The organism is Xanthocytophaga flava (assembly GCF_030068545.1).
Classification (GTDB): domain Bacteria; phylum Bacteroidota; class Bacteroidia; order Cytophagales; family 172606-1; genus Xanthocytophaga; species Xanthocytophaga flava.
Map to the genome: position 1 here is coordinate 1 of NZ_JASJOR010000010.1, position 26,778 is coordinate 26,778.

Below are 26,778 nucleotides of genomic sequence, written 5' to 3' on the forward strand. Positions count from 1 at the left end.
GAATGACAATACTCTCTGGGCTACAGGGTATAATGGATATGGTCAGTTGGGTGATGGAACTAATGATAACATTTCAACCCCTAAGCAAATTGCAACGAATGTAAAAGCAATAGCAGCTGGTAGATATCATTCATTGATTCTTAAGAATGACAATACTCTCTGGGCTACAGGTGATAATGGATATGGACAGTTAGGTGATGGAACTACAACCAGTTCTTCAACTCCGAAACAAGTTGCAACGAATGTAAAAGCAATAGCAGCTGGTAGATATCATTCATTGATTCTTAAGAATGACAATACTCTCTGGGCTACAGGGTATAATGGATATGGTCAGTTGGGTGATGGAACTAATGATAACATTTCAACCCCTAAGCAAATTGCAACGAATGTAAAAGCAATAGCAGCTGGTAGATATTTCTCTTTGATTCTTAAGAATGACAATACTCTCTGGGCTACAGGTGATAATGGATCTGGACAATTAGGTGATGGAACTAGTGATAACATTTCAACCCCTAAGCAAATTGCAACAAATGTAAAAGCAATAGCAGCTGGTTCTTACTTTTCATTAGTTCTTAAAAATGACAATACTTTTTGGGGTACTGGTGATAACGGTTATGGACAATTGGGGCAATCGTCGGAATATACTACAACATATACTCAAATTTTAGTAAATCAAATACCTGTTAAGTAAAACTTAAACTACTAAGGATTATAAATACAAAGACATACCGACTACTTTTCAAAAGTTAGCAGGTATGTCTTTTCAAACAGCTTACTTGTTATAAAAGTTGATTAGTATAAGGATTAAAAATACACAGTTTGGACATAGACTTGGTTGTTAATCAGCTTATATCCCTAACAACTTTTCCCAAAATATATCCACTTTTATAAATACTCTAAGTTTATATCTAAGTCAATATACACAACTTTTCTATTGCCTCTTCACAACAGATATTTCTTTCTTAACTTCTGCTTTTGCATTATGTGAATGGGAAGTATCAACCTTAGCAATGTAAGGAGCAATTACAAGCGCTACAATTGACATAAGTTTGATCAGAATATTCATAGATGGGCCAGATGTATCTTTAAAGGGGTCACCTACAGTATCACCAGTTACAGAAGCTTTATGAGGTTCAGACTTTTTATAGAATATTTCTGATTTGCCATTCACGATAATTTCAGCCCCTTTCTCAAACGATTTTTTGGCGTTATCCCAGGCACCACCCGCATTGTTCTGAAACATTCCCATCAATACACCACTTACCGTTGCCCCTGCTAAAAATCCACCCAAAGCTTCAGGCCCAAAAATAAAACCTATCAGTAGTGGAGAGGTTAAAGCTATAGCTCCTGGAGCTACCATCTTCTGGATAGATGCCTGTGTGGAAATAGCGACACATTTGTCATACTCCGGTTTTGCTTTTCCTTCCATAATACCAGGAATTTCACGAAACTGCCGACGTACCTCCTCTACCATTGACATGGCAGCTTCTCCTACAGCCCGTATGGCCAGTGAAGAAAAAACAAAAGGAATCATTCCTCCAACAAATAAACACGCAAGTACATCTGCTTTGTAAATATCAATACCTGTAATTCCTGCAATCCCAACAAAAGCAGCAAACAAAGCTAGTGAAGTTAATGCAGCAGAGGCAATAGCAAAGCCTTTACCTGTGGCAGCAGTAGTATTACCTACAGCATCCAGAATATCTGTCTTTTCACGTACTTCTTTGGGCAGTTCACTCATTTCAGCAATACCTCCAGCATTGTCTGCAATAGGGCCAAATGCATCAATAGCCAACTGCATGGCCGTTGTAGCCATCATACCAGCCGCAGCAATGGCAACTCCATATAATCCAGCTAATTCATAAGAACCCCAGATACCAGCAGCCAATACAATGATGGGCAGTGTAGTGGATTCCATCCCTACAGACAAACCTCCAATAATGTTAGTAGCATGCCCTGTAGATGACTGCTGAATAATAGTCTTTACAGGGCGTTTGCCCATTGCTGTGTAATACTCAGTAATCATACTCATTAGTGTTCCTACTGCCAGACCTACAATCACAGCCCCAAACACACCCATAGAAGTAAACTGATGTCCACGTAATTCCAGGTGTTCGGGCAACAACCAGGTAATCAGAAAATAGGAAGAAACTGCTGTTAATACAATAGAACCCCAGTTACCTAAGTTCAAGGCGTTCTGTACAGCATCTGGTTTCAGTGATTGATCAGAAATGCGAACGAAAAATGTACCAATAATAGAGAAGATAATACCCAGGCCAGCAATAAGCATAGGTAGAAGGATTGGCGATAAGCCGCCAAAATTATCAGTAACTGTGATTTCCTGTCCCAAAACCATTGTAGAAAGCACTGTAGCTACATAGGAACCAAATAAATCGGCACCCATTCCTGCCACATCTCCTACATTATCACCTACATTGTCCGCAATAGTGGCTGGATTTCGTGGATCATCTTCTGGAATCCCTGCCTCAACTTTACCAACCAGGTCAGCACCAACATCAGCCGCTTTGGTATAAATCCCCCCTCCTACTCGAGCAAATAGGGCAATACTTTCTGCACCTAATGAAAACCCAGTCAACACTTCAAGTGCAAGCTTCATACGTTCAGGATTCATCACGCCATCAGGCCCTACTCCACCAAATATAGACACAAACACAATAAACAATGAACCCAACCCCAGTACAGCAAGCCCAGCCACACCCATACCCATTACAGATCCACCAGCAAATGAGACTGCTAATGCCTTAGATAAGCTTGTTCTTGCAGCCTGTGCCGTACGTACATTGGCTTTTGTTGCAATACGCATACCTATATATCCTGCCAAAGCAGATAAAAATGCACCTATTAAAAAAGCCCCAACAATAATAGGACTGGAATTTTCACTAAAAGCTCCTAATATACCCAGACCAGCAGAAGCGATTATGGCAAAGATTCCCAATATTCTCCACTCTGCCCGAAGAAATGCCATTGCTCCTTCAGCAATATAACCAGCAATTTCTGTCATTCGGGCATCGCCCGCCTCTTGTTTTGTAACCCAGGCTGATCGAATAAATGTGTAGAGAAGTCCAAGCAGACCAAAAATAGGAATCAGGTAAATAATACTATTCATGAAACAGAGTGTTAAAGTGATAATTATGAACTGATTAAAAAATTCAATGTATTGCTATAGTTATATCTAATACTATTGATCTATCACAAAGACAACTTTTAATTCAGACTTATCTGCATGAAACTATACACTATCCTACCTTCTCCTGCCGCTTAGCTTTATTCATTCTTATTCAATCCGAAGACCGTTAGGCACAGGTCTGTCTGGTTGTAACAATACCACTTCTTTACTCTCTCCAATTACTCCAAGTACCAAACACTCTGACATAAAATTGGCAATCTGCTTGGGTGGAAAGTTTACAATGGCAATTACCTGCTTACCCACTAACTGTTCCTTCTCGTATAATTTGGTTATTTGTGCAGAGCTTTTTCGGATTCCATATTCTCCAAAATCAATAACCAATTGATAGGCCGGATTTTTAGCTTTGGGAAAATCGTTTGCTTCCAACACAGTTCCAACTCTCATTTCAATCTTTTCAAAATCATTCCATGAAATCATTTCTTCTCAAATAATTAATATAGGTTTATAAAAAAAGATGATCTAATCAATTACTTATGATCTAATCACTCAACCTAAAATACTATTTTTTTGAAGCAAACAAGATATTCAGGCTTTATTTCCACCGTCTCTGTGCAAAATATAGAATTCAACTCAAGTTTTAAAAGAAAAATTCTATTTTTTCATAAAATACTACAGAATACATCTTATAAAATCACTGCCTCTTATCTTATTTAAGGCAAATAAAAACTAGCTAATTGATATTCAACCAGATGTATGTATTGATAAAAAACAGGTTGTTACAGACAATGACTTTAAGAAATAAAAAACGTTTTCTATTTTTAGCATTGCCTCTAGTTATAACAATTCGTTTATAGTCATGCAGACAAATTTTATATGAAATCACTTTCTAAACGTCAGTTCCTAAAGTCTGTTGCAGGAATCAGTGGATCTCTTACCTTGTCAAACTGGGAAAATACGTTTGCTCAGGTAGCACATATTTCTGCTCCAGAACTGGCAAAGAAGGAAGAGTTTTGGGTACAAATACGAAAAGGATATACAGTAACTCCGGATTTTATTCAGCTCGAAAATGGATATTATTCCTTGGCTGCAACAGAAGTACTGGAAAAATACATAGAACATATCCGTCAGGTCAATGTGGTCTCCTCTTATTATATGCGTACACGTATGACGGACGATAAACTTGTAGCTCGTAACGAATTGGCGCGTTTGCTTGGATGTACACCTGAAGAGTTGATCATTACCCGCAATACAACGGAATCACTAGATACTGTTATCTCCGGTATTACCTGGAAGGCAGGAGATGAAGTCATTATGGCTGAACAGGATTATGGTGCCATGCTGGACATGTTTGCACTACAGGCACGTAGATATGGAATTGTCAATAAACTGGTTTCTATACCCAATCATCCCAAATCCGATGAAGAAATAGTGGGCCTGTATGAGAAAATGATTACCAGCAAAACCCGCATATTAATGGTATGTCAGATTGTAAATATTACTGGTCAGATTTTGCCAGTTCGCAAAATTGCAGATATGGCTCATCATCATAATGTAGAGGTGCTGGTAGATGGAGCCCATGCCTTTGGACACCTTGACTTTAAGATTTCAGATCTGGGTTGTGATTACTATGGTAGTAGTTTACACAAATGGCTGGGCACACCACTGGGAGCAGGTATTCTCTATGTGAGAAAAGAAAAAATTCCAGGTATCTGGCAACTATTTGGCGATATGGGATTCAAAGACGATGATATTCGTAAACTCAATCACACAGGCACTCATCCGGTAGCTACAGATCTAGCTATACAGGATGCTATACGCTTCCACGAAAAAATAGGTATTCAGCGTAAAGAAGCTCGTTTGCGTTATCTGCAACATTATTGGACAGATCAGGTTCGGAACCATCCGAATATCGTACTGAACACCCCTGCTGATCCACAACGATCGTGTGCAATCGCTAATGTACATGTCAAAGGCAAAAAACCAGACGAGTTAGCCAAGCTCCTTATGAGTAAATACAAAATCTTTACAGTAGCCATTGATCGTCCGGGAGTAGCAGGTATTCGGGTAACGCCTCACGTATATACATCCACTCAGGAACTGGATACATTTGTCAAAGCATTGAAAGAGGTTGCAGGATAAATCCTCAACGAATACACAAAAAGGGAATAAAAGCATCTCGCAAAAGTTAGCTTTTATTCCCTGAAAGAACTATCTCTGCTTATACTTGAAATAGAACTCTTATATTAATTGACTGAAGGAAGAATAGTCTCATCTCCTAAAACCTCTTTTAATTCTATAGTCTCTGCGGCTGCAGCAGGTTCAGGAAACTCAGGCTCTATTCTGGAGTACTCTCCATAAACTATAAATTTATCTCCTTTGACAACTGTCTGTACCGTTGACTGATTAATCTTTGATCCAATAGGAAGCTGTTTTTCTATCTGTTCAAAATCCACTTCTATTGTAGATACAGAAGATGTTTGCACAATGCTAATAGCCTTATCATGATCAAAAGAGATGAGGTATTCTTTTACAAAAAAGTTCTTTTTCATAAGCAGTTACAGTGACCTGATCACCGATTTGTATGATTTGGATAATCAGGTCTAAAAAAGTGTACCTACATATTATGTTACAGCAAAATACTTTGCTAAAAAACGTGATAACGGCAGCAAAGCCAGCACAATCAGTCCATAGATTCCTCCAGCAAATACAGCTGCAATAGAAGCATCCATCACAATCAACGAGATCACCCCTGCTTTCACTGCCAACCCAATATTACGAGGTTGAGGATCGTTATAAGCACGAATCAATGGCGGAAATATCAGATAGATAAATAACGATAGAAAAGGAAGGCTTTGCCAGATAGGTATTCCTGAGATAAATGCTAATGTACCAATCGATAGGATTACGATGCTATATAAGAAGAAAGGAATATAAAACGACTTCTTACTACCACCATGCACTTCTCCTCTACTCACTGAGGTAATAGCCGCTATATAGATGATGGGAATGAGACATATATAAAGAACTTTATATTGCTCAAAATGCAGTAAAAATTCGCTCTTTATAGGATTCTCAATACCCCAAGACCCAAGTTCCCCTCTAACTGGTAAAGTTGTTCCTAAAAAAAGATTTAATCCCCTACAAAGTCCCATATTTATCGGCCCCCAAGATTGATGTTTACCGACTTTGTTGTACAATAAGGCAAAAAAGGCTGTTAGGATTGCAATGTAACCACTTAAATCAGATACAGAAAATGCACACAAAACTCCCCCTATCAATAAAATACTACCCAATACAACCGCTCCAATAAATGAGGCTCGTCCACTTGGAATAGGACGTTCTGGCCTTTCTACAGCATCAAGTTTTGCATCAAAAACATCATTATAAACAACCCCTCCTCCATATAAGCCAATAGTAGAAACTAATAGTAGTAAAGCATTAAAACGATATTGCTCCCACATATATTCTACGAATTTCATATCACCTACTATCATATAGGTAAATATGTAGACAACAAAAGCCTGCCTTACAGCAAAACCTGCTAAAATATCAGCCATTGCAGTGACAATATTAGCAGGACGCATCAGTTGCAGATAGGCAAACAAACGAGATGATTTCACTTGTATAAACTAAAAGAAATGAACAGATTTTATTTAGAACACTAGGTAACCCTTCCCAAACAAATGAGAATAACTACTCTCCCATCTTTACTATTTTAAACTGTTCCCATTGCTTATTCGCATAATCCAGAAAGGCTTTGGGTGCTTTATTGAATGAGGCATCTACTATTTTAGCAGGAGTTTCAGCATAATCTTTCATAGGTGAGCCATTTTCATATAAGACTGTCCGACCACGAATCGCATATTTCTCTCCATTCTCAAGCATCATCAGTTTCAATACATCGGGACTTACATCACTTCTACATCCTACTGTATACAAAAATGTAATTTCGGCAAAGCCATCTTTGTCCAGGTCTGTTACAGACAACGATCCTGCAACATGGTCAACCATTACATCAAAGGGGCAATCTTTCTCAAAATCGTATATTTGACGAAGCTGCTGAAAGGTGTTGGTGCTTTTATCAATGTAATGAAAAGCATATAATTCTTTGCTCCTTCCATCCTTTTCCTCTTTGCCCTCTTTCATTTCCGTTTCGGTGAGTATTATCAGATTTTCACCATTCTTATCTTCCCAACTCAATGCCTGAATGAAATTTCCTTTGTATTTTATCTTTTTGGCTGCAATATCTTTGACTGTTACATAGTGAGTTTGAGGAGTTTGGGCATTGCATAAAAAAATAGTTGCCATAAAGGCTATACTCACAACAAATAATGTTCTCATAAATGGAAATAAAATAGGATGATAAAAACACCGTAAAAATACAAGAATGCCTACAATAAAAAACACCACTTCTTTTCAGAAATGGTGTTTTTTAAAATTGACTTATAGTAGAAATTAGTTTGACCAATTTGGAAATGTATTTTTCAGATCATCATCCAGTAAGTCTGCCCAATATTCCAAATCAGCTATACAAGTCGCCAGTTCGTGATAATCCATACCCCGAATATCCCGTTCATAGGTCGCATATACCCAGTTGCTGTTTGGCATTATAGTAAGCTTCACCCCTAGTTTTGAGTCGTTCAATTCTAGTAGATGACGATAAAATTTCAGCAGATCATTGGCAGGAATTTGCATTAATGCGGAGAAAATGCGCAGATAATCACGGGAGGTTCCGTTTTCAAAACGAATAGTCTGAATAAAGATATCAATATAGGCTGATCCGATACGCCAGCGCCAGGTTTTCTTTTCCGAATTGAATACCTGTTCGCGTGTCAAGCCAACAGATTCTGCGTATTGATGGATCATTTCAGTAACCTTCTCTACTTGAGGGCTAACAGATTGCGGATTTGCACTCATAAGTTTAATAGTTAAAGTATGAATAATGGGTTTGGCTTAGTAATATTCTGGTGTCTGCTACCCTTGTACGGATAAGTAGTATTGAAAGTATGAATCTATCATTTTTTATTTTTTCAGTATGATTTTTTTAATCATTTTCTATTCATTAGTTGGCAACAAGAGAAAAAGTAAACAGATTGAAAATCATATTAATGTATTTCTATCTTTGTGCCTTTATATAAAGAAACAGCTTTACAGTAAACTGAAAAATAAAACTTCGCTTTTCTTTCTAAATGATTATTGTTTAGATTCGCGCCGAGACTTTCCAGTAAAGCTTCACTCCATTTGATATAGTTTTGTAATTCTTAATCCATCAGTTGTAACCTTTAACTAGTTATTCAATAATGAACATTCACGAATATCAAGGCAAAGACATTCTGAAAAGTTACGGCGTTCGTGTTCAGGAAGGTATTGTTGTCAATACTCCTGATGAGGCTGTAGAAGCAGCACGTCAGTTGCACGAAAAAACCGGCACTAATTTCTATGTAGTAAAAGCCCAGATCCACGCTGGTGGACGCGGAAAAGGAGGCGGAGTGAAAGTGGCTAAAAATTTTGAAGAAGTACGTGAGAAAGCCAAAAATATTCTGGGAATGCAGCTGATTACTCATCAGACAGGCCCTGAAGGAAAAAAAGTACATAAAGTGTTGATTGCTCAAGATGTATACTATCCAGGTCCGTCAGAACCGAAAGAATATTATCTGAGTATTCTTTTAGATCGTGGCAAGTCTTGCAATGTGATTATGGCAAGTACTGAAGGTGGTATGGATATAGAAGAAGTGGCAGAGCATCACCCTGACAAAATTGTAAAAGAATGGATTGACCCGGTAATCGGTCTGCAACCATTCCAGGCGCGTAAAGTAGCATTTGGCTTAGGTCTTGAAGGAGAAGCATTCAAAGATATGGTGAAATTTATCACTGCTTTGTACCGTGCGTATGTAGAAACAGATTCTTCTATGTTTGAAATCAACCCTGTGTTGAAAACTTCAGACAACAAGATACTAGCGGTAGATGCCAAAGTAAACCTGGACGACAATGCATTGTATCGTCATACAAACTATGCAGATCTGCGCGACCTGAACGAAGAAGATCCTCTGGAAATTGAAGCAAGCCAATCAGGTCTGAACTATGTGAAACTGGATGGTAACGTGGGTTGTATGGTAAACGGTGCGGGTCTGGCAATGGCTACTATGGACATCATTAAATTATCAGGTGGAGAGCCTGCTAACTTCCTTGATGTAGGTGGTGGAGCCAACGCACAAACAGTAGAAGCAGGTTTCCGTATCATCCTGAAAGATCCAAATGTAAAAGCTATTCTGATCAACATCTTTGGTGGTATCGTTCGTTGTGACCGTGTTGCCAATGGTGTGGTTGAAGCGTACAAGAAAATCGGAGATATTAAAGTACCTATTATCGTTCGTCTGCAAGGAACTAACGCTGAAGAAGGTGCCCGTATCATTGACGAGTCAGGTCTGAAAGTATTCTCTGCTGTTCAGTTAAAAGATGCAGCAGCAAGAGTAACAGATGTGCTCAAGACTGTTTAATCATACTAATAATCCCAAAAACAGAAAGCCTCTTATGATAAGAGGCTTTCTGTTTTTATACAGGTGTCTCCTAATTTTGGATAGAGACTTGTGTGTCCAAGCCAGTGTGTACTAGCCTTACAACGGATTTTGCATTTAACTCACTATTACAGGACCTCATAGTTAAAGTTTAGTTAAGCATTATTCACTACAGATATACTAGTGCAGTAAATTCCGCTCCCTTTCTCTTATCGCGATGAATTCCAATCAGATTTTGTTTTTGCGGTGAACGATGCGCAAGACAAAAAAGTGATCGGAGTTCCGGTCAAAAAAGTTTTTGCCGTGAGTTATGCGCAAACAAAAAAATGATCGGAACTCTGGACAAAAGCAAAAGTGATTAGAGTTATACGAAATTCCTCGGCCAACCAGTAAACCTGCCTTGCCTTCACAAAGTTGTCTTCTGCAATGAATTATGCGCAGACTGGAAAAGTGACCATAACTCTACTCATAAATCCAGATGATTGGATTATAAAAAAGTTCTTCACGCATTGATTGTCCAATCCTTCCTTCACTAAAAAACTTTTGTATAGAAGCACGTCTTACTACTGGTGGATATTTGCATTGCAGCATAAATTTTAACAAATGCTTCTTTTAATTTGGATCAATTCTAAACAAAGGACATATTGCATATATTTCTGATACTATATGTTAACACTCGTTCTATTCAGCCTCGGTATCTGGATACAATATTCTGGTTCCCGTTATTATCCTTCAACATTTTACAAAATTTCAATTCCTGGCTTCATAAGCTGGATATTTATTGTACTAGGAACAAGCAACTGGGTTTGGCAATGGGGATGGATAAGTGGATTGATTGCAAGTCTATTAGTTTACAGTTGTATTCTTTCTCTGATGCAACTACTATGTCACTTAGTAAATAAGCTATCTCATTCATGATTTTCCATATGCCAGCAAAAAAAGAATATCTGACGACACCCAGACAACGGACATTAAAAATATCAGCAGCGGTATTGGGAGGATATTTTGTTTCCATCACCTTTCATCTTTTTCTAGCCACCATATTACCTGATAGAAATATAGTAATGCTTACAGCCACATTTACTCTCTTTCTGCTATGGGGTATTTTGATGATTGTCCCTTTTCTGGCACAAAATGGCTGGAAAATATGGGGAGTCTACCTTTTGCTCATCTGTATCTTTTCAAGTATAACCTTTTGGCTTCGTTAACTCATGAAATTCTCTGGTCTGCCTAACCGAGCTTACAACATTTTATTTCATACCCATACAGTTTCTGGAATTGTAATCAGTGTAGCACTTTATATCATTTTCTTTGCAGGAGCTTTCACATTATTTCGGGATGAATTTTACAAATGGGAAAATCCAACAGCCCGATACTATACGGGTAAACCCATAGATTATGACACTACACTACAAAAAGTTAAAAGTGTCATTCCCAATTTTGACTGGAGTGATGATACGTATTTAACAACACCATCCTATACGCGTCCTGATATATGGGTAAGTGGGCATATTCAGACCTCCAGTCACCAGGAAGAACATTTTCAGGGAACCTATTCACCAGTCAACCAAGCGTTTAGCAAAGAACTTAAAACCACTACTGGTGAAACTTTATACAGACTGCATTTCCTGGATCAACTGCCGGGCCTAGGTAGATACATAGCAGGGTTTGTGTCATTATTTTTTTTGTTTGCCACACTGACGGGCGTACTTATCCATTGGCGAAATATTGTTACCAAATTTTATGGATTCTCACTAAAAGGTTCCTGGAAGCAACTCTGGACAAATGCCCATACAGTATTAGGAATCTTAGGATTACCTTTTCAACTGCTGTATGCAATCACAGGTACATTTTATATTTTATCCATTCTTATTCTATTGCCAACAGTCCTCGTGTTTTTTGGTGGTGATCAACAGAAAGTGATTAGTGCTATACGTCCAAATGAAGGTATTGTATTGAAAGAAAATGCCCAGACTGTATCCAACCATCTTTCGATCAATCAATTTGTAACCAAAGTACAACACGAATATCCTGGATTTGAGATCAACCTGATTGGCTTAAAGCACTATAAAAAGGAAGATGCCCATATAACATTTATGTTAAAAGATGCACAAAGCTTTACAGGAGACGGACTGGTTTCGTACAGCTTAATAGATGGTAAAAAGTTAATAGAATCCATGCCTGGTAATAAAACCTATGTACAATCTGTATTATTCGGAATTGGCAGAATACATTTTGGCACCTTTGGAGGTATAATAGTAAAGATTATTTATTTCATCCTGGCACTGTTAACCTGTTTTGTTCTGATTAGTGGGATTTTAATCTGGAAAGAGGCTCGCAACAAAAAAGAATATACAGACCAGCAAAAACGATTTCATCACAAAGTAACGATGTGGTATCTGGCTATTTGCTTTGGTTTATATCCAGCTATAGCACTTCTGTTTATTTCAGAACAACTTATTCCGTTTCAACTGAGCAACAGAATTACTATTGTTAATTCCCTGTTTTTTGGAGGCTGGTTAGCTATTTCTATTTGCAGCTACTTTTATAGAACGGAGTCCCGCTTAACACGTTTTACTTTGCTTATGGGTGGTATACTCTCTTTAGCAGTACCCTTGTCTAATAGTATAGTCACAGGTGACTGGATTGGACAAGCGCTTTCTACAAAACAATATACTGTATTGGGAGTAGATTTGTTCTGGTTACTTACTGGCATTGTAAGCTTGGGCATTTTTAGTTACCTACGTAAAACAGAAAAACGCAATAATCAACTAAAGCCTGTAAAAGAAATTGCGAGATAGTGTAGTTTCTTGCCCATATTCTTCCTACAAATTATTCTCGTCCGTAACTGCTTACCATATATCAAAGTTATATATGGTAAGCAGTTGTAGTACTGTCCTCTCCACTTTTTAATATCAGACAATTGTAAAAAACAGATTCAGTAAAAGATTCCAGTCAAAACCTGCCTTTGCAATCCCCATGAAACAATCTTACATATTTTCCAGCAAGGATTTAATAAAGACTTCTTCAATCTGAATATGAGGAATGTGTCCTACATTATCAAATTCAATTAGTTTGCAGTTAGGGATTTTTTTGGCGGTTTCTTTACCCAACACCTGATACTGTCCATGTTTAGCCTTCTCTGAATCAGAGATAAATCCTTTTCCTACAATCGTTCGATCTTCTTTACCAATGAATAAAACCACCGGAACTTTTAACTGGCTAAATTCATAACATACAGGTTGTTCATAAATCATCACATAGGTAAGAGCCGCAACTTTGGCATATCTTGGAAAATCAGCACTTCCGGTTACACCTGCACCTATTTTAACTAAATAGTCGTAAGCAGGTTTCCATTCAGGGAAATAGGAGTTCTGATAATATTTTTTTACACTTTCTGCCGTAGTTTTTAATTCCTTCTGAAACTCTTCTTCTGCTGTCATATAGGGCACAAAGGTTCTGTAATCTTCTAACCCTATAGGATCTTCCAAAACTAACTTCTCTACTTTGTCAGCAAACATAAGAGCAAAACGGGTAGCCAACATCCCTCCCATCGAATGTCCCATCACTGTCACTTTTTCAATTCCTAAGGTATCCAGAAGTTTTTTGTTATTTGTAGCCAGTTGATGAAAGCTATAGTGAATGAATGCCTTAGATGATTTTCCAAAACCTATCTGGTCTGGTACCACTACCCGAAACCCTTTTCCAATCAAAGCTTTTATCACACCAGTCCAGTAATACCCGCCAAAATTCTTCCCATGAAAAAGCATTACTGTACGACCATTTGCCTTTACAATAGGCTTGATATCCATATAAGCCATTCGTAGATCCTGACCTTCTATTCTTAAGGGAAGGAACTTTACCGGATAAGGATAAGGTACATTTTCCAATGTAACTGATAAGGTATCCGATTGTGCAGATACAGCAAATACACTATTTATTAATACAAACAGTGCAAACATCATTTTTTTCATAGCAGAATAAGGCTCACAGATAATACACAAAAAAGTGCAATACAAATTATCAAAGGAATGAATCAAGAATGGAAATAGCCATAACTAATTTTACCCATCATTTTTAATGTCAATCATTTCTTCGAAATTTGGCTAAAAAACAATACCTAATAAATCAAATTATTTATCTATTATCAAATAAATAAAGTGAAGACCAGCAATCACTCAAAAAAACGGGGCGTACCGAAAAGCCTTATGAGTAGGACTATTTAGTAAACCCAGATTATGAGTACAAAATTTTTCCAGACCAACAGTTATTTTATTGACGAAAAAGTTAATTTCTTAAAATTCGAAAACGAGTACAAAGTATTTGACGAATCAGGTGCATCAACAGGGGCTGTCCTGCAAAAAATCTCTTTCGGACAAAAACTACTGCGCCTCTTAGTAAACAAAGCCATGCTTCCTTTTAAACTTGACTTTGTTAATGTTGATAATGTAGTAGAAGCTTCACTGTCAAGAGGATGGACTTTTTTTATGTCTAAACTAACAGTAACAGATGGTACAGGTACCAGTATTGCTACTATCAAACAAAAGTTCAAGTTTTTCAAACCTACCTTTCGTATCTTTGATTCAACCGAAACACAGATAGCAGAAATCACCGGAGACTGGAAGGCATGGAACTTCAGCATTAAAGATATGAACGGCAATGAAATTGGTGCCATTAGTAAAAAATGGGGAGGATTAGCTAAAGAGGTATTTACCAGTGCAGATAAATACAATGTCAGCATTACTGTACCGTTGAAAAACGAAGATCACAAAAAAGCAATATTATCTTGTGCCATTGCCATTGATATGATTCTAAAAGAAACAAAATAGCCTCTTGTGTGGCAGGATAATCCTGCCATACTTCTCTTCAATTTATCGCAAACTCTCATTGCCAATAATAACAATTTGTGGAAACCATTCTGATTACAGGGGCACGTGCACCCATAGCAATGGAACTAGCCAGAAGTTTTCATAGTCAAGGGCATACAGTTATCATGGCAGATTCACTTACACTGCCTGTGAGCAGATGGAGTAATACAGTAAGCAACTACTTTAAACTACCTTCTCCTAGATTTGCACCTCAGGAATTTGCAGATACACTACAACAGGTCATTACAACTCATCAGGTTACACACCTTATTCCAACTTGTGAAGAAGCATTCTATATCTCATCATTCAAAGATGTCTTTCCTTGTAAAGTCTGGACCTCTGGTATAGAGTTAATGAATCAATTGCATAATAAATTTCTGTTTACTCAAGTAGCAAAAGAATACTTACCCATACCCGAAACAGAATTAGTAGATAAATTTACTACCTGGACTGAAAGTGAGAATTATGTATTTAAACCTGTTTATTCCCGGTTTGCAGGACAGATCATTAGTAACAAAACTCTGGTAAACACATACTTTACCAATTCTGAGCAAAAAAACTGGATAGCGCAAAAACGCATTCAGGGTAAAGAAATATGTATCTATTCCATTTGGGATGAGGGCAAATTAAAAGCGTATGTAGCCTACCATCCTTTGTATCGTGTTGGGAAAGGGGCTGGAATTTTCTTTGAACCAGTTAACCATCCAGATGCCCATGAAAAGGTAAAGTTGTTTGGTGAAGCTATCAGCTATACAGGACAATTATGTTTTGATATAATCATTGATCAAAATGATATACCCTGGTTTATCGAATGTAACCCACGAGGAACTAGTGGAGCACATTTGGTCCATACAGACTTAGCAAATGCATTTCTTTATTCAGATACTGAAATACAACAAAACACTGCTGAATATGCAGTCAAAGGTGCGATGGCTTTTTTATATCCTCAAAAACTTCTGACTAAGCGTGTAAGGCAAGCAAAAGATGTGATTTTTCGAAAAAAGGATTTTCTACCCTTTCTGCTTCAATTTGTAAGTATATTGGAAGTAACCTATATCATGCTAATAAAACGAATGACTTGGCTTCAGGCAACCACAAGAGACATTGAATGGAATGGAAACGAACATTGAATGGGTTTTACCAGAATCGCTTCCGGAAGGAGTTCTTAAGAAGTTTTCTCTTTTATTTTCAACATATGCATCCAGTCAACTAATTCGAAATGTAGAAACACAAATCCGAATTATAAAAGTTAGTGACAATTTGTATTTTCCAGTATCTGTAAATAATACTGAATGGAATAACTCATATGTCTGTTCGCCATATACTGCCTATGTATTGTATGCAAAGGATGAGCTAACCCGAAAGGTTAAAAACAAACTATTGCAATTCCCTCTACTCTTACTGATACAAGGTATATCCGGCTGGCTCAAATCAGCACAGATTAATAAAAATATTCATGTCAATAATTTTCTTCTTTCTACCAATCCTTATCCAGACTGGAATGGTGAGCATCTGGATGCTCTAACAAATTTCCTGAAAGATCAATACCCTGAACATGCTATTATCTTTCGATCTCTTAACAGATATCAGCACTCACATCTATTAACGCAATTTAAAAACAATACCTATTACCTTATTGGAAGTCGGCAGGTATATATGTATGATGACCCATTTGAAAAATGGCTTAGTCATAATAACAATAAACAAGACAAACGCATTATTAAAAACAAAAAACTTCAGTATGTCTCTCATGAAGATATGAAAAAATACCTGCCCGAAGCATTGGATTTGTATAATCAGCTTTATCTGGAAAAATATTCACCACATAATCCTCAGTTTACACTTGAGTACTTTCAGAAAATGTATGATAATGATGTCATTCACTTCCAGGGGTATATTAATTCAGATAATCAGTTAAAGGCTTTTTCTGGACTCTTTGTGATAGAAAATACGATCACCTCTCCTTTGGTTGGCTATGATACGAAAGCTCCACAAAAAGATGCGTTATATATTCATGCCATTCAATTGATATTTGAGTATAAATATCGTTCAGGAAAGTTACTTAACCTTAGCTCAGGGGCTCCTGGCTTTAAACGCCTACGGGGAGGGCTGCCCTCAATTGAATACTCTGCTGTGTACCTAAATCACCTGAAAATATATAGAAGAATCGTATATAAAGTGCTTCAATTCATCACCAATAAGATAGGTATTCCATTGCTTGAGAAATATGAGCTGTAATGCTTACTCTTGGTTTCACTAAGCTACTAATATAGAGAAGTTAACTGATAATGAACAAATTACTATTCATTAAAGGATAACCCTTAATTGATCTTTCAACCTCTATACACTATGAACACCTATTTATGGGTACTCTGGAGCTTTGATGCACTGATAGCTCTCGTAGTCCTTTATTTCTTCTTTGTTGGACTCGCTGATGGTTCTGTATCTTTGGACAACATGCTGATGTGGTTATTGATTTTGCTAGGAATTGGAGGTATATTACTAATTGGATTATGGTTACGATCGGCTACAATACTCTGGATTCTGGCTGCTCCAGGCCTGGTATATCTTTTGTTCCTCCTGATTGTAGTCATTGGCAAACCTCGCTGGAATTAATAATTTTTTTCATATTTTCATTTACCTAATGAGTAAAATTTCAATTATCCTTTTAGTAGTCGTCCTTTTAGAAAGTTGTACTTCAACTAATCCCTCTCAGGAAAAAACAACAACACTAGATACCACTCAGATCTCAGTTGAAGTAACAGATAGTGTTACCAACACTGCTGATACATCTACTTTTCAATGGGATACAGAACTTTGTCAGAATAAAGGTACCTACTTAACTAAGCAATATTCCGAAGCACAACTCAAAGATACTTATACACTGTGGTCTTCCAGTTCGTTATTGTCAACATCAGCAACTGTTTTTAAGCCTCAGGATATAGTCCAGCTTGACCAGAATACATCTAAACTAGAAAAGGAGTATGCAGATAAGAGAAAACAGTTAGAGCAATTAAGTCCAATTCAAACTCCTTATTGGATCAAACTAAAGAAAGCACGTTTGCAGGAACTTGACGAAGATTACCAGCTTCGAAAACTTACTCTGGAAGCCAATCGAAACCCATCTGTTTTGTTAAACAGCAAGTATGCAAAAAGTTGCAGGCAATATGCCGAAGCATTAGCATCTGCTGATAGCACACAAATACTGGAAACATGGAAGGCAATGGCCGAAGAACAGAAAAAAAACAATGGTTCTCCGGAACAATACATGCGAATCTTTTATACCAAGTACAATAGCGCTGAGAATCTTGATTATGCTAAAGTGGAAATTATGACATTTGGATGGTGGAACTGTTGCAATATGCAACTAAACCGTGTGAATCAGGATATGGCAATGGAGGAAGAATTCAACAAACTCTTTACATCTGTACAATCACAATGTGATGAACCCTGACACGTTATATATCAGGGTTCATCATATTATTTCCGTATTTTGAGTACCTGAGCTTGCTTCTGTGCTTTCAGAGCTAGTTCGGTAGCCAGAAAGCAATGATCCTGAGTCATGGCTGTTTCTGTTCTATTCAAAACATCATTTACCAGTTGTGTTCCAAAAGGTAAAGGTTCTTTACTACAATCAAAATAACGAGTCTCTTTCTGATCAGTCAGAAAAAGATGGTTGCCTCCACTTCTTCCTGCCAAATCTGTGTTTTTACGAATTTCTATAAATCCATCTGTGCCCAAAATTGTCAACCGACCATCCCCCCATGTATTCAATCCATCGGGTGTAAACCAGTCAACCCGAACATATCCTGCACCACTATTTCCCTTAAGTGTTATATCACCAAAATCTTCAAATGCCGGATATTGGGGATAATGTACATTGCCAATCTGGGATGATACCACATCGGCTTCTGTCGAACCTGTAAAAAACAGAAACTGATCACATTGATGAGAAGCAATATCACACAGAATGCCACCATAGTATTTCCGATCGAAAAACCATTCTGGACGAGATTTGAGATTGATTCGGTGTGGTCCCATTCCAATTGTCTGGACAACCTGTCCTATGGCACCTGCTTTGACCAGTTCTCCTGCCTTGACTGTAGCAGGATTTTCAAACCGTTCACTATACATAATGGAATATATACGCTTCGTTTCTTTCTGCACCTTCCTCACTTCAGCTAATTGCTCCAAAGTTATAATACCTGGCTTATCCACCATAAAATCTTTTCCATGACGCATTACCTGAATCCCTAATGGTGTTCTGTCAACAGGAATAGATGCGCTAAGTATAAGTTGGACAGATTTATCTTCCAGAACTTCCTTTTCACTTTTTGCTTGCTTTGCCTGTGGGTATCGTTTGGCAAAAGCGGCAACTAACTCAGGTTCTTTCGCATAGAAAGAAACTAATTGCCCCCCTCCTCTAGTCACGGCTTCTACCTGCCCGTAAATATGTCCATGATTCAATCCGATTACAGAAAACTTAATAGTACCTTCAGGCTTCACTAGAGGTGTATGCCTCTGATAACTCACCTGTATACCAGAAGGTGTAAGTTCCATTGTCTTTGCCAGTTCTTTAGAGAAAGCACTAATAGTAGATAGTCCGGCAGCTGTAGATAAAGAATACCTGATAAATTTACGTCTATTGGTCATAAGAACATGAGGTTATTTCTTCGGATTAGAAAAAGAAAGAGATTTTGATGGTTGATCCCTTTTAGCCAGTTGTAAAGCAGTAGTTGTTGTATAATATTTAGCTTTCATATTAGGCACTTCCCACTCTGGCAACTTTCCATCTTTTAAATACTGTAGGAACCGCTCCATTACTTCTGCAAAATGAGCTTCATGACCAATTCTGTATGTGTCTGGTATCTGGATTATCCATCCATCTCCCTGCTTTTGTAATCCAACACCTGGGTACTTCTGCGTGATTTTCTCAAATGATTTTGTTAATCCTGTTCCGTATGTATTTAGATCGGTTCCTTTACTCGGTTCTATGTACAATTGTGGGATATAGTTTTCTTCTTTGTTCTGTCGAATGACAAGATTTGCCTTATCACCTCGCATAATAGAGTAATGTGTATCCCCTGCACCTTCCGGAGCCTGATAATTCCAGATCACAGAAACTTTAGCATATACACCCTTAATCTGGTAAGTGATTTCTCCATTGGAGAAAACTGATAATATACTATCAGAAACATCCTTTTTAAGAAAGTCCGTAAACGATGTCATACCTGTAATAGCACTAAACTGTGATTGTGTCATTGGTGTAGGCCAACGACGAGCTTTCAGCACATGAATGTCTTTTGTATAGTCAATAATCTGTTCAGGAAAACATTCCCACTGTACCAGATCCACCAAATGGGTTGTAACATCTACCAAACCCTCACCTTGCTGAGTTACATCCATAAACCAGGCAGGTCGTTTCAGTGCTTTCCCTGATACATATTTATAAAAGTGATGTATACTTTCTTTGGTCACTGCAGGTTCTTCCACACTACCCGTTTTCAGCTTTCCGAAAATGTCCGGTATCTGTGACAACTCTTTCTGTAGGATGGTAGTAATCTCAGATCGCTCTGTCATGATATCATAAAGTAATACTTTATTACGATCTGCTACATCAAAGCTTTTGAGCAAACTTTGAAAGCCTGTTGAATCAATACACATAGGTTTATCTGCCAAAACATGCAGGCCCGCATCAACTGACTTTTGTATATATTCAGATTTCTTCCCATTGTTTCCAGCAATCACTACTACATTACCAGGCTTCTGAGTCAGCATCTTTTCCAGGTAATCATTACCTGTATACACAGACTCTTTCCAATGGGTAGGATCGTCTGACCGCCTATTATATCCGTCTATACGCTTCAGATGCTCTTCTACATCCAGGCCATCTGGAGCAAAAACAGCTACAACCGAATCAATAGCTGCATACATTTTCTTTTGTACTAATGCAGCATGGAAATGTCCGGGATCGAGTGTAATTAACTTCACACTTTTTTGAGATGGTTTATCAGTATGAGTAGTATTGCAGGCTGCACATAGTAATGCAATCGCAACTATCCAAAATTCTTTGGTAAAATGCTTCATTCAGGTGTAAAGTGACTAACGATCAAAAATAGAAAAGTATATTCAGTGTAATTTATGATCACGCCTTGATCTGATACGGAGCACGCATCTGACGGGATAGTAACAGATTAGCCTCTGCATCATTGATAAACTGTTCTTTAGCAGGGTCCCAGAAAACTTTACGTTTAAGTTTCATTGCTATATGATGGATCAGACAGGTAGAACAGGACCGGTGGGCGACCTCAACGGGTGCAATTGGAGCTTTTCGGCTCACGATACAATCCAGCCAGTTTCCATGGTGGTCTTTACTCTCATATAAATGAACCTCATTCGGACCAATGACAGAAGATAAAACAGAAGGGTTGCTCGCTTCTAATGGTTTTACTTCGCCACTTTTGACCACAGGATCACTGGCTGTTGCAGTATAGTTTCCACGTGTTACAAAAATCCAACCTTCAGACCCTTCATATTTGATGCCATTCGGTAAATCATTACTTACGATCATTCGCACCCCATTGGCATACAAGGCTTCCGTACGAAATTTACCATGTACATTCCACAATCCAGCGCTTGGAAAATCAGCCCAACCAGAAACCTCAATAGGGCCGGTGTATTCTGTATCCATAGCCCAATGTGCACAATCTATATGATGAGATCCCCATCCTGTAATCATTCCAGCACCAAACTGCTCACACCGTAGCCATCCGGGCCGGTCATAGCCTATATGTGGATGTACACGTTTTTCTGTATAATATACTTCTGGTGTTGATCCTAACCACATGTTGTAGTTCAAATTAGCCGGCACAGGCATTTCAGGCTCTTCGTTTCCAGACGGATCTCCGGGTAACCCCACATAAATAGTATGTAACTTGCCAATACGCCCATTTCGAACTAACTCAGCAGCATAGCGAAACTGTGGAGAGGAACGTTGTTGGCTACCAATCTGAAAAATACGATTTTGTTTCTGAATAACATTACTTAATGTACGGCCTTCTGTGATAGTGAGCGATGCTGGCTTCTGAAGATAGATATCTTTTCCAGCCATAGCGGCTTCAATAGCAGGCAAAGCATGCCAATGATCGGGAGTACTTATCACAACAGCATCAATATCCTTATTAGCCAATAGGTCTCTATAATCTGTATATGTTTGTACACCTTTATATTTTTTTGGCTTTTTTTGACTATAGTATTCTTCTACCAGTTGTTTTCCTTCCTGTACCCTTTTACTATCAACATCGCAGACTCCTATAATTCGGGCCTGTTCATATTTCCATATACCAGGCATATCATGACCTCGGGATATACGCCCAACACCGATACACCCAATATTGATGCGATTACTGGGAGCATGCCGTCCAAATACAGATGCAGGAACAATAGTTGGTGCAAAAAATGCAGATCCGGCAACTAACGCAGACTTTTTTAAAAAGTCGCGTCGGTTTTGCACTGAAGATTCATCACTTACAGATGCCATTTTATGTAAAGATTAAATGTGGTCTGATAATAACTGGATAAAAATTACACTTCAGTCAAGAGATTAAGGGTATATCTCTTCAAAAAATTAAAAACAAAGCCAATCTGATATACTAGAAGCTCCAAATTAATCATTGAAGCCATTCCAGCCCAATGTTGTCTTCCTAAAAGTAAAATGAAACATTAAATTATGCAATCGATTGCATACTATTTTTTTTGATATTTCTATAAGAAATTGTAAAATCCCATTTCGACCAATAGAAGGCCAAAGCATTAACGAATAGTATACCTATAAATATTTTTCTGATTTTTTTGAGTTCACTGAAATCCGACCTCAATGGAGATTGCGTAGGTATGCATGTTGGCCAACACAAACAACTGGTATAACCAGTAAAGAAACAAATCTCATTTTCAACGCAATAACAAATCCAACTTATGAAAAAGTCATTGTTAATATGGTGTGGAGCTGCAATGTTATGTATTACTTCAATGGTAAATACTTCAGCTCAAAACATGGGTAACAAAACAGAGAAAACAGTAATGGTAGGTGGTGCAGCTATGTATCCTAGCAAAAATATAATAGAAAATGCTGTTAACTCAAAAGATCATACAACACTGGTTGCAGCAGTAAAAGCGGCAGGTTTAGTAGAAACACTACAAGGTAAAGGCCCCTTTACAGTTTTTGCTCCAACCAATGCTGCCTTCGACAAATTACCAGCAGGAACGGTAGATGAACTGGTAAAACCTGAAAATAAAGATCAACTTACCAAAATTTTAACTTACCATGTAGTTGCAGGAAAATATACATCCAAAGATATCATGAAAGCTATTAAAGAGGGCAATGGGAAAGCTACCTGGAAAACTGTAAGTGGAAAAACTCTTACAGCTATGATGGATGGCTCTAAAGGAATCGCTCTTACAGATGAAATGGGAAATACGTCAAAAGTAACTATTCCAGATGTGAATCAGTCAAATGGTGTGATTCATGTAATAGACACAGTTGTAATGCCTAAATAATAAGTAGTTTAGTATAGGTTTGTGGTGAATGAAAATCCTCTCTGGTCTATCATCAGGAGGATTTTTCATTCAATATCCTTCTCATTTACTTTACCAAACCTCCATTTGGTACATATTTATGTCCAAGTCCTTTACCTATTTTTTCAAGGTTCCGAATAGCAGATGAGCTTATATGTTCAAACTGTTTGTCACAACGAATAAAAATCACTTTGATATCTGGTTTCATATCTTCCATAAAACGCAACTGGTTTACTTCATAATCCAGATCATCTCCATTGCGCAAACCTCTTACCAAAGTAATATCACAATCACTCTCTTTTTTCGAAAGATAGTCTGTCAGCAAACCAGGAAACTTTTCAGTTTGTCTGTATTTAAATACATTCAGTTGAGTAATGTCTGTTTCCTGTGCATCTTTTTCAGGATTAATTCCTTGTGCAATTATCACCTTATCAAAAATCTTCTCTGCTTTGTGTAAAATATTCAAATGTCCATTATGCAAAGGATTAAACGAACCGGGATATACACCAACCCTGGGTCGGTGATGCATCAGATAGGACATCAGATTTTGGAGATTCTGGCTATTATTCGGATACTTTCTTGTCCACTCATCTAACAATGCCAGACGTCCCATCTTATACATGCTGTAATCTACAAATTGAAACTCCTTAAATACTCCTCTCTCCCATTCCATTAATTGCGTAAAATCTGAATCCGAAACAACTGCCATGTCCCAATCAACAAATTGACGGGAAAGTTCTGTTCTTGGTTTATGCGTCTTAGTATCCAGAATCATCTCTACTACTTCTTGTGTAACAGAATGTTGTGTGACCTCCTTTAACATCTCGGCAGAACGTTCTTCATTATCCTGAGCAGTCGGATCATACACAACATCATGAAAAAAAGCGGTTAGCCGTAACTTATCCTTTTCCTCTTCCGACAATGAAGATTTTTCAATTTTGTCAATCAGAAAAGACAAATGTTTTTCTGTATGATAAAATCGATGAGGTTCATTCCAGGAATATTGCAAACGCTCTACTCCAGCAGGAGATACCTGATACTTTTCAAAAAAGTTACTATAATTAGCGTATTCGAATAAATATGAGCTCATAATGAAGACAAAAGTGGAACGGACACTCAGTAAATAACTTCGTAAGTATAGTAAAAGAATATGTACAGGCCAATTACTCTGTAAATTCACTTCTCTATTCCGAACGAAAATCAATCATTCCTCGTTCTACACGCGGGTATAGGAACGATTTGTCTGGCAGCTCATTAAACATTTTGATGAATTAAGTAGTTGATGCTAAAGAATAAATAAATCAAACAAAAAGAAGCTGATCTATGTTAGTAATCTACTATCACTATACTTTGGTCTTATTGAGTATAGTAATACGTATCACTTCCTCAGCCAATACACTATTAACAGATTATTTTACTGCGAATGAAAGTAAGTGTTTTTCGAAAAGAACAGTTTAATGCAGCCCACCGATTACACAATCCAGCCTGGTCGGATGAACAAAATGCCAGAGTATTTGGTAAATGCAACAATCCCAACTATCATGGTCATAACTATGAGTTAATAGTTAAAGTCACAGGAGAACCTAATGCGGAGACTGGGTATGTAATGGATATGAAGATTCTGTCTGATATTATTAAACAACATATAACAGACAAATTTGATCATCGCAACCTGAATGTAGATACAGAAGAATTTAAACATAAAAATCCTACCGCTGAAAATATAGCTATTGTGATCTGGCATATTCTCCGTGAAAAAATTGACTCGCAACTTGATTTAAAAGTAACTTTGTATGAAACCGAACGAAACTATGTCGAATTCCCAGCATAATCACAGTCACCAACATCTACAAAGCGGAAAAATACATGATGTAAGCCACCTGACTATTGACGAGATTGGCGATGATCACATCCTTACCTCTTTTGACACCCCTATGCGTGCGGATGCCTTTGATAGAGATGATGATCTGAAAGTTGAATTGATTGAAAAGCATTTTCGCGAAATTATGCATATACTTGGTCTTGACCTCACAGACGACAGTTTGAAAGGTACACCAAACCGGGTAGCAAAAATGTATGTAAAGGAAATATTCAGTGGCTTGAATCCTGAAAATAAGCCGTCAGTAACACTGTTTGAGAATAAATACAAATACAGCGAGATGCTGGTAGAAAAAGATATTTCGTTTTATTCTAACTGTGAGCATCACTTTGTCCCTATTTTTGGGAAAGCACATATTGCGTACATCTCTAGCGGACAGGTTGTAGGCTTGTCTAAATTAAATCGTATTGTGCAATATTATGCGAAACGCCCTCAGGTTCAGGAAAGGTTAACGGTACAGATTGCTCGTGAATTGCAGGAAGTATTGCAAACAGAAAATATTGCTGTGGTCATTGATGCCAAACACATGTGTGTTGCTTCAAGAGGAGTAAATGATATTACATCTTCAACAGTGACAGCATTTTATAGTGGAAAATTTAAAGAAGAAGCGACTAAAAATGAGTTTCTTAAATATCTGGAACTCAAAACAGAGTTTTAATCTAGCAGCTTCAACATAGTATCTCAGAAGGACATGGCAATAAACCATGTCCTTCTTTTTTTGCAAAATAAAAATCCCTAGCTTTGTATTTAAAATCCATATAGAGATAGTAGAGAAGAATCATCCTATTTAACTCTCAAAGCTATCCTACATAAAGTTTACTTCAAGCATCATGGCTACTATTATAGATTTAATTGGAAACACTCCCCTGGTAGAACTCAATCATATTAATCCGAATCCCAATGTTAAGCTTTATGGCAAAATGGAAGGACATAACCCTGGAGGAAGTGTCAAGGATAGAGCAGCACTGGGAATGATTAGCGGGGCATTAAAAAGAGGAGAAATCAAACCAGGAATAAAACTTATTGAGGCAACGAGTGGAAATACAGGTATAGCACTGGCTATGATTGCCAGTATGTACAATTTAGAAATTGAATTAGTGATGCCTGAAAATGCAACAAAAGAACGCGTGCAGACAATGGAAGCTTTTGGTGCAAAAGTTATTTTAACACCCAAAGAACAATCAATGGAAGGGTCCATTGACTATGTCAATGAGCAGGTTTCCAAAGGTGGATATTTTGTACTGAATCAATTCGGTAATCCTGACAACTGGAATGCACACTACCATACCACAGGGCCAGAAATATGGAAAGATACCCAGGGAACAATCACACATTTTGTGTCCGCTATGGGCACAACGGGTACTATTATGGGTGTATCCCGCTATTTGAAAGAACAAAACCCTAATGTACAGATTATAGGGTGCCAACCTACAGATGAATCTAATATACCAGGTATACGCAAGTGGCCTGAAGCTTATCTTCCTAAAATATTTGATAGAGAACGCGTAGACCAAGTACAGGAAGTTTCACAGGAAGAAGCAACCATAATGACTCGTCAGTTAGCCCGTAAGGAAGCTGTTTTTTGCGGTATGAGTGCAGGCGGAGCAGCAGCAGTTGCGACACGTATAGCAGGACAAATAGACAAAGGTGTTATCGTTTGTGTGATCTGTGATCGGGGCGACCGTTATTTATCTTCAGATTTATTTGCCAATTAATAGTTTGTGCGCTTCAAACGTTCTAATTAACCTCTCACAATTATATAAGTTTGGATATGTTCTAACCTCATCCAAACTT

25 protein-coding genes are annotated in these 26,778 nt (G+C 37.7%); 14 read left to right on the forward strand and 11 right to left on the reverse strand.

Translation table 11 applies throughout. The annotated features are described in order from the left end of the window. The coding region (locus QNI15_RS15720) for an RCC1 domain-containing protein (RefSeq protein ID WP_390902198.1) at window positions 1-691 on the forward strand (691 nt) is incomplete at its 5' end. A gap of 240 nt (window positions 692-931) precedes the next feature. On the opposite strand, the gene QNI15_RS15725 is transcribed toward QNI15_RS15720, so the two are convergent. Continuing rightward, complete coding sequence (locus QNI15_RS15725) at window positions 932-3,127, reverse strand: sodium-translocating pyrophosphatase (RefSeq protein WP_314003612.1); 2,196 nt, start codon at window positions 3,125-3,127, stop codon at window positions 932-934. 168 nt (window positions 3,128-3,295) lie between these two features. Continuing rightward, a complete protein-coding gene (locus QNI15_RS15730) occupies window positions 3,296-3,625 on the reverse strand; it encodes a tRNA-binding protein (RefSeq protein ID WP_314003610.1) in 330 nt (109 codons plus the stop codon). A gap of 396 nt (window positions 3,626-4,021) precedes the next feature. On the opposite strand from QNI15_RS15730, the gene QNI15_RS15735 reads away from it, so the two are divergent. Next, entirely contained in the window at window positions 4,022-5,287 is a 1,266-nt protein-coding gene (locus QNI15_RS15735) for an aminotransferase class V-fold PLP-dependent enzyme (RefSeq protein WP_314032525.1), read from the forward strand. Between the two features lie 104 nt (window positions 5,288-5,391). Here QNI15_RS15735 and QNI15_RS15740 read toward each other — a convergent pair whose 3' ends face one another. The 4 genes from QNI15_RS15740 to QNI15_RS15755 all read right to left on the reverse strand — a co-directional run bounded on the left by QNI15_RS15740 (window position 5,392) and on the right by QNI15_RS15755 (window position 8,065). Beyond that, window positions 5,392-5,697 (reverse strand): hypothetical protein, encoded by a 306-nt coding sequence (locus QNI15_RS15740; RefSeq protein ID WP_314003606.1) that lies wholly within the window; start codon window positions 5,695-5,697, stop codon window positions 5,392-5,394. A gap of 72 nt (window positions 5,698-5,769) precedes the next feature. Continuing rightward, window positions 5,770-6,768, reverse strand: a complete 999-nt coding sequence (gene eboC, locus QNI15_RS15745; RefSeq protein ID WP_314032526.1) for a UbiA-like protein EboC — start codon at window positions 6,766-6,768, stop codon at window positions 5,770-5,772. A 73-nt stretch (window positions 6,769-6,841) separates the two neighbouring features. Then, window positions 6,842-7,489, reverse strand: a complete 648-nt coding sequence (locus QNI15_RS15750; protein ID WP_314032527.1) for a M949_RS01915 family surface polysaccharide biosynthesis protein — start codon at window positions 7,487-7,489, stop codon at window positions 6,842-6,844. Window positions 7,490-7,603: 114 nt separating this feature from the next. After that, window positions 7,604-8,065, reverse strand: a complete 462-nt coding sequence (locus QNI15_RS15755; protein ID WP_313983959.1) for a YbjN domain-containing protein — start codon at window positions 8,063-8,065, stop codon at window positions 7,604-7,606. 383 nt (window positions 8,066-8,448) lie between these two features. On the opposite strand from QNI15_RS15755, the gene sucC reads away from it, so the two are divergent. The 3 genes from sucC (at window position 8,449) to QNI15_RS15770 (ending at window position 12,464) form a co-directional block, all read left to right on the forward strand. Beyond that, on the forward strand, window positions 8,449-9,645 hold the full coding sequence (gene sucC / locus QNI15_RS15760; RefSeq protein ID WP_314003601.1) for an ADP-forming succinate--CoA ligase subunit beta: 1,197 nt from the start codon (window positions 8,449-8,451) through the stop codon (window positions 9,643-9,645). Window positions 9,646-10,589: 944 nt separating this feature from the next. Then, window positions 10,590-10,871, forward strand: coding sequence for a hypothetical protein (locus QNI15_RS15765; RefSeq protein WP_314032528.1), 282 nt, complete (start codon window positions 10,590-10,592; stop codon window positions 10,869-10,871). Window positions 10,872-10,874: 3 nt separating this feature from the next. Next, the gene (locus QNI15_RS15770; RefSeq protein WP_314032529.1) at window positions 10,875-12,464 is read left to right on the forward strand and encodes a PepSY-associated TM helix domain-containing protein; all 1,590 of its coding nucleotides are present in this window, start codon (window positions 10,875-10,877) and stop codon (window positions 12,462-12,464) included. 189 nt (window positions 12,465-12,653) lie between these two features. Here the strand turns inward: QNI15_RS15770 and QNI15_RS15775 are convergent, their stop codons facing one another. Continuing rightward, on the reverse strand, window positions 12,654-13,637 hold the full coding sequence (locus tag QNI15_RS15775) for an alpha/beta fold hydrolase (RefSeq protein WP_313997207.1): 984 nt from the start codon (window positions 13,635-13,637) through the stop codon (window positions 12,654-12,656). Between the two features lie 264 nt (window positions 13,638-13,901). Here QNI15_RS15775 and QNI15_RS15780 point away from each other — a divergent pair, with 264 nt between their 5' ends. The 5 genes from QNI15_RS15780 (at window position 13,902) to QNI15_RS15800 (ending at window position 17,985) form a co-directional block, all read left to right on the forward strand. Then, window positions 13,902-14,492: a phospholipid scramblase-related protein gene (locus QNI15_RS15780; RefSeq protein WP_313997205.1), complete on the forward strand. Its 591-nt coding sequence runs from the start codon at window positions 13,902-13,904 to the stop codon at window positions 14,490-14,492. Window positions 14,493-14,569: 77 nt separating this feature from the next. Further along, the gene (locus QNI15_RS15785) at window positions 14,570-15,661 is read left to right on the forward strand and encodes an ATP-grasp domain-containing protein (RefSeq protein ID WP_314032531.1); all 1,092 of its coding nucleotides are present in this window, start codon (window positions 14,570-14,572) and stop codon (window positions 15,659-15,661) included. Continuing rightward, window positions 15,645-16,769 (forward strand): hypothetical protein, encoded by a 1,125-nt coding sequence (locus QNI15_RS15790; protein WP_313997201.1) that lies wholly within the window; start codon window positions 15,645-15,647, stop codon window positions 16,767-16,769. The genes QNI15_RS15785 and QNI15_RS15790 overlap by 17 nt, the downstream gene beginning before the upstream one ends. A gap of 111 nt (window positions 16,770-16,880) precedes the next feature. Then, on the forward strand, window positions 16,881-17,147 hold the full coding sequence (locus QNI15_RS15795) for an osmoprotectant transporter permease (RefSeq protein WP_313997200.1): 267 nt from the start codon (window positions 16,881-16,883) through the stop codon (window positions 17,145-17,147). Window positions 17,148-17,175: 28 nt separating this feature from the next. After that, window positions 17,176-17,985, forward strand: coding sequence for a hypothetical protein (locus tag QNI15_RS15800; protein ID WP_313997198.1), 810 nt, complete (start codon window positions 17,176-17,178; stop codon window positions 17,983-17,985). A 26-nt stretch (window positions 17,986-18,011) separates the two neighbouring features. Here the strand turns inward: QNI15_RS15800 and QNI15_RS15805 are convergent, their stop codons facing one another. From QNI15_RS15805 to QNI15_RS15815, 3 genes are read right to left on the reverse strand one after another with little or no spacing between them, the layout of a single operon-like run. After that, window positions 18,012-19,184, reverse strand: coding sequence for a Gfo/Idh/MocA family protein (locus QNI15_RS15805; RefSeq protein ID WP_313997196.1), 1,173 nt, complete (start codon window positions 19,182-19,184; stop codon window positions 18,012-18,014). Window positions 19,185-19,196: 12 nt separating this feature from the next. After that, window positions 19,197-20,618 (reverse strand): putative oxidoreductase C-terminal domain-containing protein, encoded by a 1,422-nt coding sequence (locus QNI15_RS15810; RefSeq protein ID WP_313997194.1) that lies wholly within the window; start codon window positions 20,616-20,618, stop codon window positions 19,197-19,199. Between the two features lie 58 nt (window positions 20,619-20,676). Next, complete coding sequence (locus QNI15_RS15815) at window positions 20,677-22,071, reverse strand: Gfo/Idh/MocA family protein (RefSeq protein WP_313997192.1); 1,395 nt, start codon at window positions 22,069-22,071, stop codon at window positions 20,677-20,679. 470 nt (window positions 22,072-22,541) lie between these two features. Between QNI15_RS15815 and QNI15_RS15820 the strand changes: the two genes are divergently transcribed. Further along, window positions 22,542-23,087 carry a fasciclin domain-containing protein gene (locus QNI15_RS15820; protein ID WP_390902200.1) on the forward strand — a complete coding sequence of 182 codons (546 nt, stop codon included), beginning with the start codon at window positions 22,542-22,544 and terminating at the stop codon, window positions 23,085-23,087. 85 nt (window positions 23,088-23,172) lie between these two features. Here the strand turns inward: QNI15_RS15820 and QNI15_RS15825 are convergent, their stop codons facing one another. Next, a complete protein-coding gene (locus QNI15_RS15825; protein ID WP_313997190.1) occupies window positions 23,173-24,195 on the reverse strand; it encodes an adenylyltransferase/cytidyltransferase family protein in 1,023 nt (340 codons plus the stop codon). 333 nt (window positions 24,196-24,528) lie between these two features. On the opposite strand from QNI15_RS15825, the gene QNI15_RS15830 reads away from it, so the two are divergent. From QNI15_RS15830 to cysM, 3 genes are all read left to right on the forward strand, one after another. Further along, the gene (locus QNI15_RS15830) at window positions 24,529-24,936 is read left to right on the forward strand and encodes a 6-pyruvoyl trahydropterin synthase family protein (RefSeq protein WP_313983995.1); all 408 of its coding nucleotides are present in this window, start codon (window positions 24,529-24,531) and stop codon (window positions 24,934-24,936) included. After that, a complete protein-coding gene (folE, locus tag QNI15_RS15835; protein ID WP_313997188.1) occupies window positions 24,899-25,642 on the forward strand; it encodes a GTP cyclohydrolase I FolE in 744 nt (247 codons plus the stop codon). Before QNI15_RS15830 ends, folE begins: the two co-directional genes overlap by 38 nt. Before the next feature lie 172 nt (window positions 25,643-25,814). After that, window positions 25,815-26,699, forward strand: a complete 885-nt coding sequence (gene cysM, locus QNI15_RS15840; protein ID WP_314032532.1) for a cysteine synthase CysM — start codon at window positions 25,815-25,817, stop codon at window positions 26,697-26,699. The last annotated feature ends 79 nt before the right edge of the window (window positions 26,700-26,778 follow it).